The organism is Streptomyces afghaniensis (assembly GCF_044327915.1).
Lineage (GTDB): Bacteria > Actinomycetota > Actinomycetes > Streptomycetales > Streptomycetaceae > Streptomyces > Streptomyces afghaniensis.
Genome location: NZ_JBIRGJ010000001.1, coordinates 40,431 through 55,870, shown reverse-complemented (window position 1 = coordinate 55,870; position 15,440 = coordinate 40,431). Strand labels below are relative to the sequence as shown.

Genomic DNA, 15,440 nt, shown 5'->3' with positions numbered 1-15,440 from the left:
GTCCGGTGCTCGGCGTCCGGGGGCCCGGCCGACCCGTGTCCGGCGACCGGCGCCCGCGCGTTCTCAGCCGAGCTTCGTCCGGTGCTCGGCGTCTGGGCGGGCTCATCCGGCCCATGTCCGGCCGGCGCCCCGGGCCAGCGGCCGTATCCGCCGAGCGACGCCCGCACCCGCACCCGTATCCGCTGGCCGGCGCCTGGGCGGGCTCGCCCGGCCCGTGTCCGGTGGCCGCGCTCGGGCGGCTCAGCCGCCCTGCGTCTGCGGTTGCGCCCGGGTGACGTCGTAGACCCCGGCCACGTTGCGCATCGCGCGCATGAGGGCGGGCAGGTGGGCCGCGTCCGGGAGCTGCACGGTGTACGTGTGACGGACCTGCTGCTGGGTCGGGGGTTCGACGGTCGCGGAGACGATCTCGGCGCCTTCGAGGGCCATGGCCTCCGTGAGGTCCGCGAGCAGATGCGGACGGACGAACGATTCGGCGACCAGCGTGACCCGGCACTCGGTGGCCTCACCCCAGCGCACGCCGACCTCCGCGCGCCCCCCGTCCTTCATACGGGTCACCGCGGCGCACTCGACGCGGTGCACGGTGACCGCTCCCCCGCGTACGGCGAAGCCGGTGATGTCGTCGGGCCGTACGGGTGTGCAGCAGCCGGCGAGCCGGACGGTCGCGCCGGGCAGGTCGGTGAGGACGTTGCCGGTGGCGGGGCGCACGGCCGCCTGGTCGGGAGCCGGCCCCGCCGGATCGGACGCGTCGGCGGGCGCGGGCCGGACAGCCCCCGCGTGCTCCCCGGCCTGCCGGTCCTCCTGGGACTGCCGGTCCCCCCGGGCCTGCCGGTCCTCCTGGGCCTCGGTCTGCTGGGCCTCGGCCTGCGCCGGGTGGGCGGCCAGCCACCGCTGGATGGCGATCCGGGCCGCAGGCGTGTGAGCGTGCTCCAGCCACTCCCGGGAGGGCTCGGACGCCGGGTCCTGGCCCATGAGGAGCTGGACGCTGTCGCCGTCCTTCAGAACGGTGCTCAGCGTGGCCAGACGGCCGTTGACCCGCGCGCCGATGCACGCGTGCGCGTCCTCGCCGTACTGCGCGTACGCGGCGTCCACACAGGTCGCCCCCTCGGGCAGGCCCAGCGTGCCGCCGTCGGGCCGGAAGACGGTGATCTCGCGGTCCTGGGCGAGGTCCTCGCGCAGCGTCGACCAGAAGTGGTCCGGGTCGGGTGCCGCCTCCTGCCAGTCGAGGAGCCGGGAGAGCCAGCCGGGGCGGGTGGGGTCGACGCGTTCGCCGTCGGCGGGGTCGTCGGGGGCGGGCGCGTACGGGTTGCCGAGCGCGACGACGCCGGCCTCGGCGACCTTGTGCATCTGGTGTGTGCGGATGAGGACTTCGACGACCTGGCCGTCCTCGCGCGCGACGGCCGTGTGCAGCGACTGGTACAGGTTGAACTTAGGTACGGCGATGAAGTCCTTGAACTCCGAGACGACCGGCGTCAGGCAGGTGTGCAGTTCGCCCAGGACGCCGTAGCAGTCGGCGTCCTCGTTCACCAGCACCAGCAGGCGGCCGAAGTCGGAGCCGCGGAGCCGGCCGCGCTTGCGGGAGACCCGGTGCACGGAGACGAAGTGGCGGGGCCGGATGAGGATTTCGGCCGGGATGTCCGCCTCGCGCAGCACGGTGCGCACCTCGTCGGCGACCTCGGCGAGCGGGTCGTCCGCGCGGGCGGCGTTGCGGACGATCAACTCCCTTGTGTGCGCGTACTCCTCGGGGCGCAGGATCGCGAAGACGAGGTCTTCCAGTTCGGTCTTGAGCGCCTGGACGCCGAGCCGTTCGGCGAGCGGGATCAGCACGTCACGTGTCACCTTGGCGATGCGCTCCTGTTTCTCGGGGCGCATGACGCCGAGGGTGCGCATGTTGTGCAGCCGGTCGGCGAGTTTGATCGACATGACGCGGACGTCGTTGCCGGTGGCCACGAGCATCTTGCGGAAGGTCTCCGGCTCGGCGGCTGCGCCGTAGTCGACCTTCTCCAGTTTGGTGACGCCGTCGACGAGGTAGCGGACCTCCTCGCCGAACTGCTCGCCGACCTGGTCGAGCGTCACGTCCGTGTCCTCGACGGTGTCGTGGAGCAGGGACGCGGTCAACGTCGTGGTCTCGGCACCGAGTTCGGCGAGGATCAGGGTCACGGCGAGCGGGTGCGTGATGTACGGCTCGCCGCTCTTGCGCATCTGGCCGCGGTGCGAGGACTCGGCCAGGACGTAGGCACGGCGCAGGGGTTCGAGGTCCGCGTCGGGATGGTGGGCGCGGTGCGCGTCGACGACGTGGCTGATGGCGTCGGGCAGCCGGTCGCGAGCGGCGGGGCCGAGGAGCGCGGCGCGCCCGAGGCGGCGCAGGTCGATCCGGGGGCGGGCCTTTCTGCGCGGGGCTGTCGGCGTCACCGGCCCTGACACCGCGCCCGGCATCGGGCCTGGGGTCACGGAATTCGTGGCCTCCGCACTCATGGGCACCTCCGGCTGCGTGGACCGGCGGACGGGGTGCCCCAGGGCGGACACGGCTCAGGGAGCGGCTTCGATTCCCCGTCCGGGCCGGTGCTTGATGCTACCGAGCCCACCACGCGTGGCTGACCCCCTCTCGCCGAGCGTGAAACTGATCACCCATTCGAGGGATGAATGTGAAGTTTGCACCCCCGTACGTCGCGGCCACGACGGTTCTGTTCCCGCCAAGTGGCCGGTTCCCTACGGTGGGTTCGGGTCGCGTGGCCGACCGGGAGCAGCGTTTCGGTACGGTCGGCGCCTGCTCACGCGCGGGTGGCGGTCGCCAGCCACTCCGCGTCGATCTCGCCCTCGGCCACGATCACCGCGGGGCCCGTCATCTCGATCTCGCCGTCGGGCCGCTCGGTGATCACCAGGGTGCCGCCGGGTACGTCCACGGTGTACGTCGCCGGCGTGCCGGTGGCCGTCGGGTCGGCGCCGTCGCGGCGGGCGGCGGCCACGGCGACCGCGCACGCGCCCGTGCCGCACGAGCGGGTCTCGCCGGCGCCGCGCTCGTGCACGCGCAGCGCGACGTGCCCGGGGCCCCGGTCGACCACGAACTCGACGTTCACGCCGTCCGGGTAGGCGGTGGCCGGGCTGAAGGGCGGCGGCGAGAGCAGGTCACCGGCGTGGGACAGGTCGTCCACGAAGGCGACCGCGTGCGGGTTGCCCATGTTCACGTTCCGCGCGGGCCAGCTGCGCTCGCCGACGCTCACCGTGACGTCGCCCTCGGGGAGCAGTGCCTTGCCCATGCCCACGGTGACGTCGCCGTCCTTGGCGATGTGCACGGTCTTCACACCACCGCGCGTGGCGACGGCGAGGTCCCCTTCGGCGACATGTCCGGCGCACTGGAGGTAGCGCGCGAACACGCGCACGCCGTTGCCGCACATCTCGGCGATCGAGCCGTCCCCGTTGCGGTAGTCCATGAACCACTCCGCCTCGGGCGCCATGTGCCGGGCCTCGGGGTGCGCGGCGGATCGCACCACGTGCAGCAGTCCGTCACCGCCGATGCCCGCGCGGCGGTCGCAGAGGGCGGCGACGGCGGCCGGGGGCAGGTCGATGGCGTTCTCGGGGTCCGGGACGATCACGAAGTCGTTCTCGGTGCCGTGGCCCTTGAGGAAGGGGATCCGCGTGCTCATTCCTCGATCGTACGGGGCGCTCAGCGGGTCCGGCCGAAGGAGGGTTCGAGGTGGTGAGGCCGTGGGTCCGTGCAGGGCCGTCATGGCTGGTCCCGCTCACGCGGCGGAGCCGCGAGACGGCACAGCCCCGCGCCCCCGAGAGGGACGTTGCGCTCTAGCGGAGCCGTGCTACTCGCCAGACCGCCAGCACGACCACCGCGGCCACCATCACGGCGTACGCGAGGACGACGCGCCAGTCCGGTCTGCGGCCCGAGCCCTTGGGGGGCAGGCCCGGCAAGGTGTAGCCCACGCGGCGGGCGGCCATCATGCCCCAGCCGGCCGCGCACGAGCAGATCAGCAGCCCGAGCATGGCGATCACGGCCCCGCTGTCGCCGAAGTCGAAGGCGAGCGGGAACGCGAACATCAGGGAGCCGAGCGCGGCCAGGCTCACGATGGGCGCGAGCTGCCAGATGCGCAGCCGGCGCTGCGGGCGCAGCTCGACCTCGACCTCGCCCGCGAACATCTCCTCGGGCTCGGGGCCGTCGTCCGTCACACCCTGCGTCTCGTCGGGCCCGTCGGAGCTGAGACGGTCCGACTCCTGCTCCGGTCCGTCCCGGTGCTCCGGGTCATCCAGGCGCTCGGGTACATCCCGGCGCTCGGGTTCATCCAGGCGCTCGGGTACATCCCGGCGCTCGGGTTCATCCCGGTCGGCGGTGATGTGATCGGTGCCTTGTGCGGTGTCGCGAGGGCCGGCCTCCATCGCCACGCGCCCTCCCAACTAGGACTCAACTCGGTCGATCGAAGCTCGATGATGGCACGCCACCGCAGGCCCGGATGACGGCCTGGGCGTCCCGATGCCATGACGTGATCAGGCTGTAACCGGTCGTTCGACCAAAGACAACGCGAGCTGCGGAAGTTCCGTGAGATCGGCCGCAGCCCCACTCAACCAGTGCACCCGGGGATCGCGCCTGAACCATGAATCCTGACGGCGCGCGAAGCGCTTGGTGGCACGCACGGTCTCGGCCCGCGCGTCCTCCAGGGTGCACTCCCCGGCGAGCGCCGCGAGCACCTGCTGGTAGCCGAGCGCGCGTGAGGCGGTACGCCCCTCGCGCAACCCTTGCGCCTCCAGTGCGCGCACCTCGTCCACGAGGCCGGCCTCCCACATCCGGTCGACCCGGCGCGCGATGCGCTCGTCCAGCTCCGGCCGGGCCACGTCGACACCGATCTGGATCGTGTCGTACACGGAGTCATGGCCGGGAAGGTTCGCGGTGAAGGGCCTGCCGGTGATCTCGATCACCTCCAGCGCACGGACCACCCGGCGGCCGTTGCTCGGCAGGATCGCCCGCGCCGCCTCGGGGTCGGCGGCGGCCAGCCGGGCATGCAGCGCGCCCGGGCCGCGCAGCGTGAGTTCCCCCTCCAGGCGGGCGCGGACCTCGGGGTCGGTGCCCGGGAACTCCAGGTTGTCGACGGCTCCGCGCACGTAGAGCCCGGAGCCGCCGACCAGGATCGGCCAGCGGTCCTCGGCGAGCAGGGCGTCGATCCGCTCGCGGGCCAGGCGCTGGTACTCGGCGACGGACGCCGTGACGGTCACGTCCCAGATGTCCAGGAGGTGGTGGGGTACGCCACCGCGCTCTTCGGGCGTCAGCTTGGCGGTGCCGATATCCATCCCTCGGTAGAGCTGCATGGAGTCGGCGTTGACGACCTCACCGCCTAGACGCTGGGCCAGGAAAACGCCCAGATCGGACTTTCCGGCCGCAGTAGGTCCTACGACGGCGATGACGCGGGGGGCGGGGGGTGCACTGCTCACCGACCCAGTCTCGCAAACCTCGAACCCTGCTCTCGAACGAGTTACGTGACGCCACGGCCCCGGGGTCGTTGCCCGTTGCGAGGTTCCTGCCGCCGGATCACGAAGGCGGTGGCCCGGGTCGCGCAAACGGACGCACCGGGCGACGCGGGATTTCGCCCGCACGAGTAACGTATGGAGTGGATATGGGCGTTTTTGCACGACTTCTCCGGCGGTCCAAGGCCACGGAGGAGGCGGCGCCTGCCGCCGAGGCTCAGGCCGACAAGGCGACGGCCGGGACCGAGGCGGAGGAAACGGCAGGGGCGGAGGCTGCGGCGAAGGGGGCTGACGGGGCAGCGGAAGCGGCCGAGCCGGTGGCTGAGGCGGCCGAGGTCACCGAGTCCGAAGGCGTCGACATCCCCAAGCAGCAGTCCACCGACAAGGCGGCCGACAACGAGGCCGGCGAGGGCGCCCGCACGTGACCGCCCCGCGCGAGGGAAGGTGAACCATGGGTCTGCTGCACAACGTGAAGGCCAAACTGGGCCCGGCCAAGAGCAAGGTCTCGGACCTCGCACAGCGGCACGAGGACAAGATCCAGCACGGCCTCGACAAGGCCGCGCATGTCGTCGACAAGAGGACCAAGGGCAAGTACAGCGACAGGATCCACTCGGGCACGGACAAGGCCAAGAGCGCCATGGACCGACTCGCGCACAAGGGCGGCAGCGGACCTGACGCGAGCGGCACCACGCCGCCGCCGGGCCCCGGGCGCACCATGCCGCCGGACACGGGCCGTACGGCACCGCCTCGGGACGCCGGAGGCACCAGCACCCCGCCGCCGGACGCACCACCGCCCACTTCCTGAGCGCATATCGACGCAGCGGTTCCTGACCACACATCGGCACACTGAAGGGCACATCGGCGGACGGCCGTGGAGCACGAGGGCTCCCGGCCGTCCGCCGTTTTCCGTGACCCGTTTTCCGTGACCCGTTTCCCGTGACCCGTTTCCCGTGTCCCGCCGCCGGGGCTACGACCAGGTGGCCACGAGGTATCCCACTCCGTACGGCGCGTCCTCGTACAACAGTGATCCGCCGAGGTCCGCGCCCTCGGCCGCGCCCGCCAGGACCTGCCAGGGGGCCCGGCCGGAGACCTTCAGTTCGTGTGCCAGCCCTGTGTCCAGGGTCGTGAGCGCGGCCACGTCCGCCGCGCCGAGTGCGCGCGCGACCTCCGCGTCGAAGGGCGCCGCACGTTCGTCCAGATACCCCGGCGCCTTGAGCGTCCGGCACGCGCTGGCGTCACCCATCACCAACAGCGCGACCCGCTCGGCCCGTGAGGCGAGGTCCCGTCCGATCCGCCCGCACCGCTCCGGCGCGAGCCGGTCCCCCACGCCGAGTCCCTCGACCGGAGCATCGGACCACCCGGTCCGCTCCAGCAGCCAGGCGGCCACCGCCAGCGAGTACGGCAGCCGCTGCTCCGCAGACGCGCCCTCGCCCCCTCCCAGCCGTACGTCGAGATCGACGCCGAAGCCCCGGAACGAGCCCGGCGTGCCCTCCGGGTACGTCTCGGGCCCGGCACTGTCGACCGGCCCGACGACCACGAGCCGGCCGGGCCGGGCGGCGGCGAGCACGCCCAGCGCGTCCGTGCAGGCGGCCCGCGCGGCGTCCAGCTCCGGAGCGGCGCCCGCGGCGACGTCGGGCACCAGTAGGGGCGGGCAGGGGCAGACAGCGGCGGCGGCAAGCATGATCGGCAGGGTAACTCAGCAGGGCACAGGCCCTGCCCGGCCCGGCGCGGTCCTGGCCGCGGCGGGCCGCAGCCCGCTCAGTCGCAGCCGCAACCGCTCGCCGCCACCGGGAGCGGCTCGGGGACGCCGATCTTCGGCAGGCCCAGGAGCACGCCGGCCGGCTGGGCCGGCTTGCCCGCCTTCTCGGCGTTGCGCTTCTCCCAGGCGTCGCCCGCGCGCGTCCGGCGCACGTCCAGCACGGGGCCCTCGGCGAGGAGGTGGTGCGGGGCGGCGTAGGTGATCTCGACCGTGACCACGTCGCCGGGGCGCACCTCCTGGTCCGGCTTGGTGAAGTGGACGAGGCGGTTGTCGGGGGCCCGGCCGGACAGGCGGTGGGTGCTGTCGTCCTTGCGGCCTTCGCCCTCGGCGACCATCAGCTCCAGCGTGCGGCCGACCTGCTTCTTGTTCTCCTCCCAGGAGATCTCCTCCTGGAGGGCGACCAGACGCTCGTAGCGCTCTTGGACGACCTTCTTGGGGATCTGGCCGTCCATCTCGGCGGCCGGGGTGCCCGGGCGCTTGGAGTACTGGAAGGTGAAGGCCTGGGCGAAGCGGGCCTCGCGCACCACGTGCAGCGTCTGCTCGAAGTCCTCGTCGGTCTCGCCGGGGAAGCCCACGATGATGTCGGTGCTGATCGCCGCGTGCGGGATGGCGGCGCGGACCTTCTCGATGATCCCCAGGTAGCGCTCCTGACGGTAGGAGCGGCGCATGGCCTTGAGGACCGTGTCCGAGCCGGACTGGAGCGGCATGTGTAGCTGCGGCATCACGTTCGGCGTCTCGGCCATGGCGGCGATGACGTCGTCGGTGAAGTCGCGCGGGTGCGGCGAGGTGAAGCGGACGCGCTCCAGGCCGTCGATCTTCCCGCAGGCCCGCAGCAGCTTGCTGAAGGCCTCGCGGTCGCCGATGTCCGAGCCGTACGCGTTGACGTTCTGCCCGAGCAGTGTGATCTCGGAGACGCCCTCGGCGACCAGGGCCTCGATCTCGGCGAGGATGTCGCCCGGGCGGCGGTCCTTCTCCTTGCCGCGCAGGGCCGGGACGATGCAGAAGGTGCAGGTGTTGTTACAGCCGACGGAGATGGAGACCCAGGCCGCGTAGGCGCTCTCGCGCCGTGTCGGCAGCGTGGACGGGAACGCCTCGAGCGACTCGGCGATCTCGACCTGCGCCTCCTCCTGCACGCGCGCGCGTTCCAGCAGGACCGGCAGCTTGCCGATGTTGTGCGTGCCGAAGACGACGTCCACCCAGGGCGCCTTCTTCACGATGGTGTCGCGGTCCTTCTGCGCGAGGCAGCCACCGACCGCGATCTGCATGCCCGGGCGGGCGGCCTTCGTCGGCGCGAGGTGGCCGAGGTTGCCGTACAGCTTGTTGTCGGCGTTCTCCCGCACGGCGCAGGTGTTGAAGACCACGACATCGGCCGCGTCGGCGCCCTCGGGGGCGCGGACGTAGCCCGCGCCCTCCAGCAGACCGGCCAATCGCTCGGAGTCGTGGACGTTCATCTGGCACCCGTAGGTGCGTACCTCATATGTGCGCGTGCCGCCCACTGACTGGCTCCGGTCGATGCTGCTCATGGGACAAGGGTAGGCGGTCGGCAGAAGTGGCCCGGTCCCCTGTGGACAACCCCGGGCCCCTCGGGCTCAGGCCTCTATGAGACCGGCGCGGATCGCGTACCTGGTCAGCTCCAGACGGTCGCGCATGCCGAGCTTCTGGAGGAGGTTGGCGCGGTGGCGTTCGACCGTCTTGGCGCTGATGAAGAGGAGTTCGCCGATCTCCTTCGAGGTGTGGCCCTCGGCGACCAGCTTGAGGATCTCCTCCTCGCGTTCGGTGATGGCCCGTTCCGGCAGGCTGTCGCCCCGCTGCAGCCGCTCCAGGTAGGAGCGGACGAGGGCCCGTTCGGCACCCGGGTAGATGAACGGCTCGTCGCGCACGGCCGCCCGGCAGGCCTCGACCAGGTCGCGGTCGGCGACGGACTTGAGGACGTAGCCGCTGGCCCCGGCCCTGAGCGCCTCGAAGAAGTACTCCTCGTTGTCGTACATCGTCAGGATCAGGATGTGCAGCGCGGGGAGCCTGCGGGAGAGTTCGCGGGCCGCCTGGAGGCCGGTCATGCGGGGCATGGCGACGTCCAGGACGGCCAGGTCGACGGCGGTGTCCCGGGCGCGGGCGACGGCCTCGGCCCCGTCTCCGGCCTCGGCCACGACCGTCAGGTCGGGCTCTCCGTCCAGGATGAGGCGCACGCCCCGGCGTACGAGGGTGTGGTCGTCGGCGAGCAGGACGCGGATCGGGGGCCGGTCGATCGGGGTACGGGCGGTTGCCGACGGGCTGCCCGGCGTCACCGGTGTGGACATCAGCGGGCTCCTTCCGTCACCGGTATCCGCAGGCGTACGTCGGTGCCCCGGTCGGGCGCCGGTTCCAGGGCGAGGGAGGCGCCGATCAGGAGGGCGCGTTCACGCATGCCCGTGATGCCTGCGCCTTCCGGGGCGTCGCCGAGGCCGGTGCCGTTGTCGCGTACGAGGAGTTCGACGCCGCCGGGGACCGGCCGGAGGCGGAGTTCGGCACGGTCGGCGCCGGCGTGCCGGGCGGTGTTGGTCAGGCCTTCCTGGGCCACTCGGTAGACGACGAGTTCCGATTCCGGGGTCAGGGCGGGGAGGTCGCCGGTGACATGGTGGCGCACGGTCAGCCCGTGGGTCGTGAACTCGGCGGCGAGCGAGCGCAGGGCGCTGGCCAGGCCGAGTTCCTCCAGGACACCGGGGCGCAGCCGACGGGCGATACGGCGGATCTCGTCCAGGCCGGCCCGGGTCGCCTCCTGCGCCTGGCCGACCTCCTCGCGCAGGTCCTCGGGGGCCCGGTCCGCGACGCGCTTGAGCTGGAGGAGGACGGCGGTCAGGGTCTGCCCGACCTCGTCGTGAAGCTCACGGGCGATCCGGTGCCGTTCGCTCTCCTGTGCGGACAGCGCCCGGGCGGCGCCGGCGGCCCGCTCGGCCTCCAGCCGGTCGAGCATCGCGTTGTACGTCGTGATCAGTCCGGCCGTCTCCGCGGGTCCGGCGACCACCGGGCGGGAGCCCGGGCGCAGCAGGTCCACGGTGGCCATGGCCCGGTCCAGCCGTTGCAGGGGCCCGAGGCCGAAGCGCAGCACGAGCGCGTTGCCGGCGAGCAGCACCGCCAGGCCGCCGAGCAGGACGAGCGCCTCGCCCGCCAGGACGGGGGTCGACACGGTGACCGGGCCGAGCAGCAACGCGGTGGCCACGACCAGGCCCGCCGCGTTGAGCGAGAAGATCCGCCAGAACAACGACACGTTCCTGGATCCGCTCCTTCCGGCTTTCGCGTATGACCCGGGCTTCGCGTCCCCGGCCCTGGCGTCCCCCGCCCTGACGTCCCCGGCCTTCGCGTCTGACACCGCCCCCTCCACCCTCTCCGGCGACCGGCCGCTGCGTATATCCGTCACGACACCCATGTCGTCACCGTACGGCTGGATGACAGCATGCGGACTTGACCCGTCCGTTGATCGACACCGTTCACCAGACCGACAAGAGCCAGACGAACAAGGGGAAGAAACGTGTCAGCTCCGCGCCTGAGGGCGACGCCGCTGCCGGGCATCGGGGTCCAGTACGACCTGGAGACCCGGGAACACCGTTATCTGTCGGTGGTGGCGCACCGCGACGGCACACGCACGGTGAACGTGTACCGGACCGACGATCCGGACTCCTGCGCGCAGTCGCTGCGGCTGACCGGTTCGGAGGCAGGGTCGCTGATCGACGCGCTGAAGCCGTCCCACCACAGCCCGAGCCTGCTCTACACCACGGACCTGGGGCTGGTCGCCGAGCGGATCGAGGTGGCCGCGACCTCGCGCTGGAACGGGCGGGTGCTGGGCGACACGCGGATGCGTACGGAGACGGGCGCGTCGGTCGTGGCGGTGCTGCGGCGGGCCGAGGCCATTCCCTCTCCCGCGCCGGACTTCCGGCTGGCGGGCGGGGACACGCTGATCGTCGTCGGTACCCGTGAGGGCGTCGACGCCGCCGCGACGATACTCGGTCGGGAGTGAGCCGGTGCACTCCGCGGTTCTGCTGATCGAGTTCGGTTCCATCATCCTCGGCCTCGGCCTGCTCGGCCGGTTCGCCGCCCGCTTCCGGCTCTCGCCGATACCGCTGTACCTGCTGGCCGGTCTGGCCTTCGGCAAGGGCGGTCTGCTGCCGCTGGGTGCGAGTGAGGAGTTCATCGCCACCGGTGCCGAGATCGGCGTCATCCTGCTGCTGTTGATGCTGGGCCTGGAGTACACGGCGAGCGATCTGGTCTCCAACCTCAAGACCCATTACCCGTCCGGTCTGGTCGACTGCGCGTTCAACGCGCTGCCGGGGGCGGCGGTGGCGCTGCTGCTCGGCTGGGGGCCGGTGGCCGCCGTCGTCCTGGCCGGTGTGACCTGGATCTCGTCGTCCGGCGTGATCGCGAAGGTGCTCGGCGATCTGGGCCGGGTCGGCAACCGGGAGACGCCGGTGATCCTCAGCGTGCTGGTGCTGGAGGATCTGGCGATGGCGGTGTACCTGCCCATCGTCACGGCGCTGGTGGCGGGAGCCGGGCTGCTGGCCGGCAGCCTGACCCTGGCGATCGCGCTGGGCGCGGCGGGCCTCGTGCTGTTCCTGGCCCTGCGCTACGGCAGGGTGATCTCCCGCTTCGTCTCCAGCGACGACCCGGAGAAGCTGCTGCTGGTCGTGCTGGGGCTGACCATCCTGGTCGCGGGTGTGGCACAGCAGCTCCAGGTGTCGGCGGCGGTGGGGGCCTTCCTGGTGGGCATCGCGCTGTCGGGAGAGGTGGCGGAGGGTGCGCACACGCTGCTCAGCCCCCTGCGTGACCTGTTCGCGGCGGTGTTCTTCGTCTTCTTCGGACTGCACACCGACCCGTCCAGCATCCCGCCCGTTCTGCTGCCCGCCCTGGGCCTGGCCGTCGTCACCGCCCTGACGAAGATCGCCACCGGCTACTGGGCGGCGCGGCGGGCCGGAATCTCCGTCAAGGGCCGCTGGCGGGCGGGCGGTGCGCTGGTGGCCCGTGGCGAGTTCTCGATCGTCATCGCCGGTCTGGCCGTCTCGGCGGGTATCGAACCGTCCCTCGGCCCCCTGGCCACGGCCTACGTCCTCATCCTGGTCGTCCTCGGCCCGCTCACCGCGCGCTACACGGAGCCCGTGGCGGCCTGGTGGACCCGACGCCGCGAGCCACACCAGGATGCGGCGGAGACGACACCGCGGGCCAAGGAGGCGGACGCACAGGTGGCCGACTGAGGGGCGGCACCGAAGGAGACGCGGCACCGAAAGGGACATCAGGCGCCCGCGGCCGGTTCCCACCCCTGCCTCCGCAGCACCCCCGGCACATCCGGTGCCTCGTAGTGCTCCCCCTTGAGCACCTTGCCGTCCTCGCGGCGGGAGACGGAGCCGTCGGGACCGATCTTGGTCATGTTGGAACGGTGGATCTCGGCCAGTACCGCGTCGAGGTCGATGCCGTGGACGAGGGCGGTGCCGTACGCCACGTAGACGACGTCGGCGAGTTCGTGGGCGAGCCGGTCGAGCGGGCCCGTCACCGACACCTCGGCGACCTCCGCGGCCTCCTCCGCGAGGAGTTCGCCGCGGTGGGCGGCGAGTTGCGGGGACACCTCAGTCGGGGTGCTGCGGGCGTCCAGGCCGAAGGCGAGGTGGAATTCACGGACCAGGTCAGCGGGCGAGGAGCTCATGGGGCCGACTGTAGTGGCCGCCACTGACACTCCCCCCGCCCCCGTGTCGGACCCCGCCTTGGCAGCCGGCCCCTGGTCAGCGGGGCACCACGGCTGGCAGGATCTCGCGCATGCCCAAGACGTTCCCCCCTCTCGGCAGGCGCCGGGCCCTCCAGGGCGGCGCCGCCGCCCTCGTGGTCCTCGGGCTGCTCCTGTGGTGGCTGCGCCCCTGGGCCGAGGAGCCTCCGGGCGGGACGATCAGGTTCAGCACGGGCACGCGCGCGGGGGTCTACCACGAGTACGGCGAACTCCTGCGGACCGAGATCGACAAGGACATGCCCGATCTGAAGGTGCGGTTGCTGACCAGCGCCGGCTCGCAGGAGAACGTCGCTGACGTGGCGACGGGCAAGGCAGACTTCGCGATCGCCGCGGCCGACGCGGTCGCCACGTACAAGCTCGACAACGGCACGGGCGCCGACCGCCTGCGCGGTGTCGCGCGCCTGTACGACGACTACGCCCAGCTCGTCGTACCGCCGGACTCGGACATCCGCTCCGTCGCGGACCTGCGCGGCAAGCGCGTGGCCATAGGGCTGCCGAACTCCGGCGTACGGTTGATCGCCAATGGCGTGCTCAGGGCGGCCGGGATCGACCCGGAGAAGGACATCAAACCGTCGTCGGACGGCATCGACACCGGTCCCAAACGGCTGGGGCACGGCCTCGACGCGTTCTTCTGGTCGGGCGGACTGCCCACGGACGGCCTCAGCCGGCTGGCCAAGAAGTCGGCGTCGGCCTTCCGCTTCGTGCCGATCGACGTCGGCCTCGTGGCCAAGCTGCACGACCAGGGCGGTGCCACGCGCTACTACCGCGCCACCAAGATGCCCGAGTCGGCCTACCCCACGATCCAGCGCGGCGACCCGGTCCCCACCCTGGCGGTGTCCAACCTGCTGGTCACCCGCAACGACATGGACCCCCGGCTCACCGAGTGGCTGACCCGTACGGTGATCGACAGCCGGGACGGCATCGGCGCGACCGTCCACTCCGCCCAGCTGGTCGACGTCCGCACGGCGATCTACACCGACCCTCTCAAGCTGCACGACGGGGCCCGGCGCTACTACCGGTCCGTCAAGCCATAGCCGTTCTTCGACCTCGCCTCGGTCTCCGGCTCCGCTACGCCGGTCCGACCCTCGGCACCGTCACCGTCACCTTCAGCCCGTGCGGCTCGTGATGGTCGTACGCGATCGAACCGCCGCCCGCCGCCAGCAGCGCCCGTGAGATGGACAGTCCGAGGCCCGAGCCCTTGATGTTCTGGTGGCGGCTGCTGCGCCAGAAGCGGTCGCCGATGCGGGCCAGTTCCTCGTCGGTGAGGCCCGGCCCCTCGTCGGTGACGACGACGGTGGAGGTGTCGCCGTTCGGGGCGACGGTCACCTCGACGGTCCGGCCCTCGGGCGTGAACTTCACCGCGTTGTCGATGATCCCGTCCAGCGCGCTGGACAGCGCCACCGGGTCGGCCCACCCGGTCGTCGGCGGGCAGTCGCCCGCCAGGCGTACCCCCTTGGCCTCGGCGGTCGGGGACCAGGCCGCGACCCGTTCGGCGGCGAGCTCGCCGATGTCGGTGATCTTCAGATCGGCCTCGGTGTGCTCGGCCAGCGCCAGGTCGAGAAGATCCTCCAGGACCTGCGCGAGGCGCTTGCCCTCGGACTGGACCGAGGCGATCTCCTGGTTGCCCTCGGGCAGCTCGAAGGAGAGCAGCTCGATGCGCAGCAGCAGCGCGGCGAGGGGGTTGCGCAGCTGGTGCGAGGCATCGGCGACGAAGGCGCGCTGCTGCTCCAGCACGTCCTCGACGTTGTCCGCCATCTCGTTGAACGACCGGGCCAGGCGCCTGAGTTCCGGCGGACCGCCGGCGGCGGCGACCCGGGACTTCAGCCGCCCCGTGGCGATGTCGTGGGTGGTGGCGTCCAGCACCCGTACCGGCTTGAGCACCCAGCCGGTCAGCCGCAGGGCGGCGCCGACGGCCAGCAGCATCGCGGCGAACTCGCCCGCGCCGATGACCAGCCAGCCGTGCAGCGTGCGGGAGCGCAGCTGCCCGGTGGGCGAATCGGTGACGACGACCGCGACGACGTCACCGTCCCGGATGACCGGCGAGGCGACCACCAGGTTGCGGCGCTGCCAGGGCCACACCTGCCGCGGGTCGTGGCTGCGGCGGCTGAGCAGCGCCTCGTCGAAGGCGTCACGTACCTCCCCCTCCCTGGGCAGGGACCACCGGGCGGGTGCGTGGGCCATGGCACTGCCGCTGCGGTAGAAGACACCGGCTCGGATGCCGTAGACCGTGTAGTAGCTGTCGAGTTCGCGGCTGAGCGTGGCCAGGCGCTCGTTCTCGAACGCGCTGGCGGTTCCGGTGGGCGAGTCGGTGACGAACTGGGCGAGAGCCGCGAAGCGTGCCGTGTCGTCGATCCGGTCGACGACGACCTTCTGCTGCTGGGCGCCGGCCAGGCTGACGGCGAGCGGGACACCGAGCGCGAGCAGCACGGCCGCCATCAGGACGATCAGCAGCGGGAGCAGACGAGTGCGCACTCGGCC

15 protein-coding genes are annotated in these 15,440 nt (G+C 72.1%); 5 read left to right on the top strand and 10 right to left on the bottom strand.

The annotated features are described in order from the left end of the window. Positions 1–240: 240 nt before the first annotated feature. The 4 genes from ACH4G3_RS00245 to miaA form a co-directional block, all read right to left on the bottom strand. Positions 241–2,472, bottom strand: a complete 2,232-nt coding sequence (locus ACH4G3_RS00245; RefSeq protein WP_397622325.1) for a RelA/SpoT family protein — start codon at positions 2,470–2,472, stop codon at positions 241–243. A gap of 296 nt (positions 2,473–2,768) precedes the next feature. Continuing rightward, the gene (gene dapF, locus ACH4G3_RS00240; RefSeq protein ID WP_397622324.1) at positions 2,769–3,641 is read right to left on the bottom strand and encodes a diaminopimelate epimerase; all 873 of its coding nucleotides are present in this window, start codon (positions 3,639–3,641) and stop codon (positions 2,769–2,771) included. A gap of 154 nt (positions 3,642–3,795) precedes the next feature. After that, positions 3,796–4,380, bottom strand: coding sequence for a hypothetical protein (locus tag ACH4G3_RS00235; protein ID WP_397623340.1), 585 nt, complete (start codon positions 4,378–4,380; stop codon positions 3,796–3,798). Positions 4,381–4,488: 108 nt separating this feature from the next. After that, positions 4,489–5,427 (bottom strand): tRNA (adenosine(37)-N6)-dimethylallyltransferase MiaA, encoded by a 939-nt coding sequence (gene miaA / locus ACH4G3_RS00230; protein ID WP_397622323.1) that lies wholly within the window; start codon positions 5,425–5,427, stop codon positions 4,489–4,491. A 182-nt stretch (positions 5,428–5,609) separates the two neighbouring features. Here miaA and ACH4G3_RS00225 point away from each other — a divergent pair, with 182 nt between their 5' ends. Together ACH4G3_RS00225 and ACH4G3_RS00220 are read left to right on the top strand one after the other, a co-directional pair. Beyond that, positions 5,610–5,885: a hypothetical protein gene (locus ACH4G3_RS00225; RefSeq protein ID WP_397622322.1), complete on the top strand. Its 276-nt coding sequence runs from the start codon at positions 5,610–5,612 to the stop codon at positions 5,883–5,885. A 26-nt stretch (positions 5,886–5,911) separates the two neighbouring features. Next, positions 5,912–6,265, top strand: coding sequence for an antitoxin (locus ACH4G3_RS00220; RefSeq protein ID WP_397622321.1), 354 nt, complete (start codon positions 5,912–5,914; stop codon positions 6,263–6,265). A gap of 162 nt (positions 6,266–6,427) precedes the next feature. Here ACH4G3_RS00220 and ACH4G3_RS00215 read toward each other — a convergent pair whose 3' ends face one another. The 4 genes from ACH4G3_RS00215 to ACH4G3_RS00200 all read right to left on the bottom strand — a co-directional run bounded on the left by ACH4G3_RS00215 (position 6,428) and on the right by ACH4G3_RS00200 (position 10,463). Continuing rightward, positions 6,428–7,141, bottom strand: a complete 714-nt coding sequence (locus ACH4G3_RS00215) for a class III extradiol dioxygenase subunit B-like domain-containing protein (RefSeq protein ID WP_397622320.1) — start codon at positions 7,139–7,141, stop codon at positions 6,428–6,430. A gap of 77 nt (positions 7,142–7,218) precedes the next feature. Next, positions 7,219–8,742, bottom strand: coding sequence for a tRNA (N6-isopentenyl adenosine(37)-C2)-methylthiotransferase MiaB (miaB, locus tag ACH4G3_RS00210; protein ID WP_397622319.1), 1,524 nt, complete (start codon positions 8,740–8,742; stop codon positions 7,219–7,221). A gap of 66 nt (positions 8,743–8,808) precedes the next feature. Continuing rightward, a complete protein-coding gene (locus tag ACH4G3_RS00205) occupies positions 8,809–9,516 on the bottom strand; it encodes a response regulator (protein ID WP_397622318.1) in 708 nt (235 codons plus the stop codon). Continuing rightward, positions 9,516–10,463, bottom strand: coding sequence for a sensor histidine kinase (locus ACH4G3_RS00200; protein ID WP_354748687.1), 948 nt, complete (start codon positions 10,461–10,463; stop codon positions 9,516–9,518). Before ACH4G3_RS00200 ends, ACH4G3_RS00205 begins: the two co-directional genes overlap by 1 nt. Before the next feature lie 261 nt (positions 10,464–10,724). Between ACH4G3_RS00200 and ACH4G3_RS00195 the strand changes: the two genes are divergently transcribed. Then, complete coding sequence (locus ACH4G3_RS00195; RefSeq protein WP_397622317.1) at positions 10,725–11,210, top strand: cation:proton antiporter regulatory subunit; 486 nt, start codon at positions 10,725–10,727, stop codon at positions 11,208–11,210. Between the two features lie 4 nt (positions 11,211–11,214). Next, entirely contained in the window at positions 11,215–12,438 is a 1,224-nt protein-coding gene (locus ACH4G3_RS00190) for a cation:proton antiporter (RefSeq protein ID WP_397622316.1), read from the top strand. 38 nt (positions 12,439–12,476) lie between these two features. Here ACH4G3_RS00190 and ACH4G3_RS00185 read toward each other — a convergent pair whose 3' ends face one another. Further along, positions 12,477–12,884 carry a pyrophosphohydrolase domain-containing protein gene (locus ACH4G3_RS00185; protein WP_397622315.1) on the bottom strand — a complete coding sequence of 136 codons (408 nt, stop codon included), beginning with the start codon at positions 12,882–12,884 and terminating at the stop codon, positions 12,477–12,479. A gap of 110 nt (positions 12,885–12,994) precedes the next feature. On the opposite strand from ACH4G3_RS00185, the gene ACH4G3_RS00180 reads away from it, so the two are divergent. Continuing rightward, positions 12,995–13,996 (top strand): TAXI family TRAP transporter solute-binding subunit, encoded by a 1,002-nt coding sequence (locus ACH4G3_RS00180; RefSeq protein ID WP_397622314.1) that lies wholly within the window; start codon positions 12,995–12,997, stop codon positions 13,994–13,996. 34 nt (positions 13,997–14,030) lie between these two features. On the opposite strand, the gene ACH4G3_RS00175 is transcribed toward ACH4G3_RS00180, so the two are convergent. Further along, on the bottom strand, positions 14,031–15,434 hold the full coding sequence (locus ACH4G3_RS00175; protein ID WP_397622313.1) for a sensor histidine kinase: 1,404 nt from the start codon (positions 15,432–15,434) through the stop codon (positions 14,031–14,033). Positions 15,435–15,440: the final 6 nt, after the last annotated feature.

Excerpts from the sequence above, each read along its gene's own strand:
- ACH4G3_RS00245 (WP_397622325.1), bottom strand. The coding sequence starts at position 2,472 with ATGAGTGCGGAGGCCACGAATTCCGTGACCCCAGGCCCGATGCCGGGC.
- ACH4G3_RS00215 (WP_397622320.1), bottom strand. The coding sequence starts at position 7,141 with ATGCTTGCCGCCGCCGCTGTCTGCCCCTGCCCGCCCCTACTGGTGCCC.
- ACH4G3_RS00180 (WP_397622314.1), top strand. The coding sequence starts at position 12,995 with ATGCCCAAGACGTTCCCCCCTCTCGGCAGGCGCCGGGCCCTCCAGGGC.
- miaB (WP_397622319.1), bottom strand. The coding sequence starts at position 8,742 with ATGAGCAGCATCGACCGGAGCCAGTCAGTGGGCGGCACGCGCACATAT.
- ACH4G3_RS00235 (WP_397623340.1), bottom strand. The coding sequence starts at position 4,380 with ATGGAGGCCGGCCCTCGCGACACCGCACAAGGCACCGATCACATCACC.
- ACH4G3_RS00225 (WP_397622322.1), top strand. The coding sequence starts at position 5,610 with ATGGGCGTTTTTGCACGACTTCTCCGGCGGTCCAAGGCCACGGAGGAG.
- dapF (WP_397622324.1), bottom strand. The coding sequence starts at position 3,641 with ATGAGCACGCGGATCCCCTTCCTCAAGGGCCACGGCACCGAGAACGAC.
- ACH4G3_RS00205 (WP_397622318.1), bottom strand. The coding sequence starts at position 9,516 with ATGTCCACACCGGTGACGCCGGGCAGCCCGTCGGCAACCGCCCGTACC.
- ACH4G3_RS00220 (WP_397622321.1), top strand. The coding sequence starts at position 5,912 with ATGGGTCTGCTGCACAACGTGAAGGCCAAACTGGGCCCGGCCAAGAGC.
- ACH4G3_RS00185 (WP_397622315.1), bottom strand. The coding sequence starts at position 12,884 with ATGAGCTCCTCGCCCGCTGACCTGGTCCGTGAATTCCACCTCGCCTTC.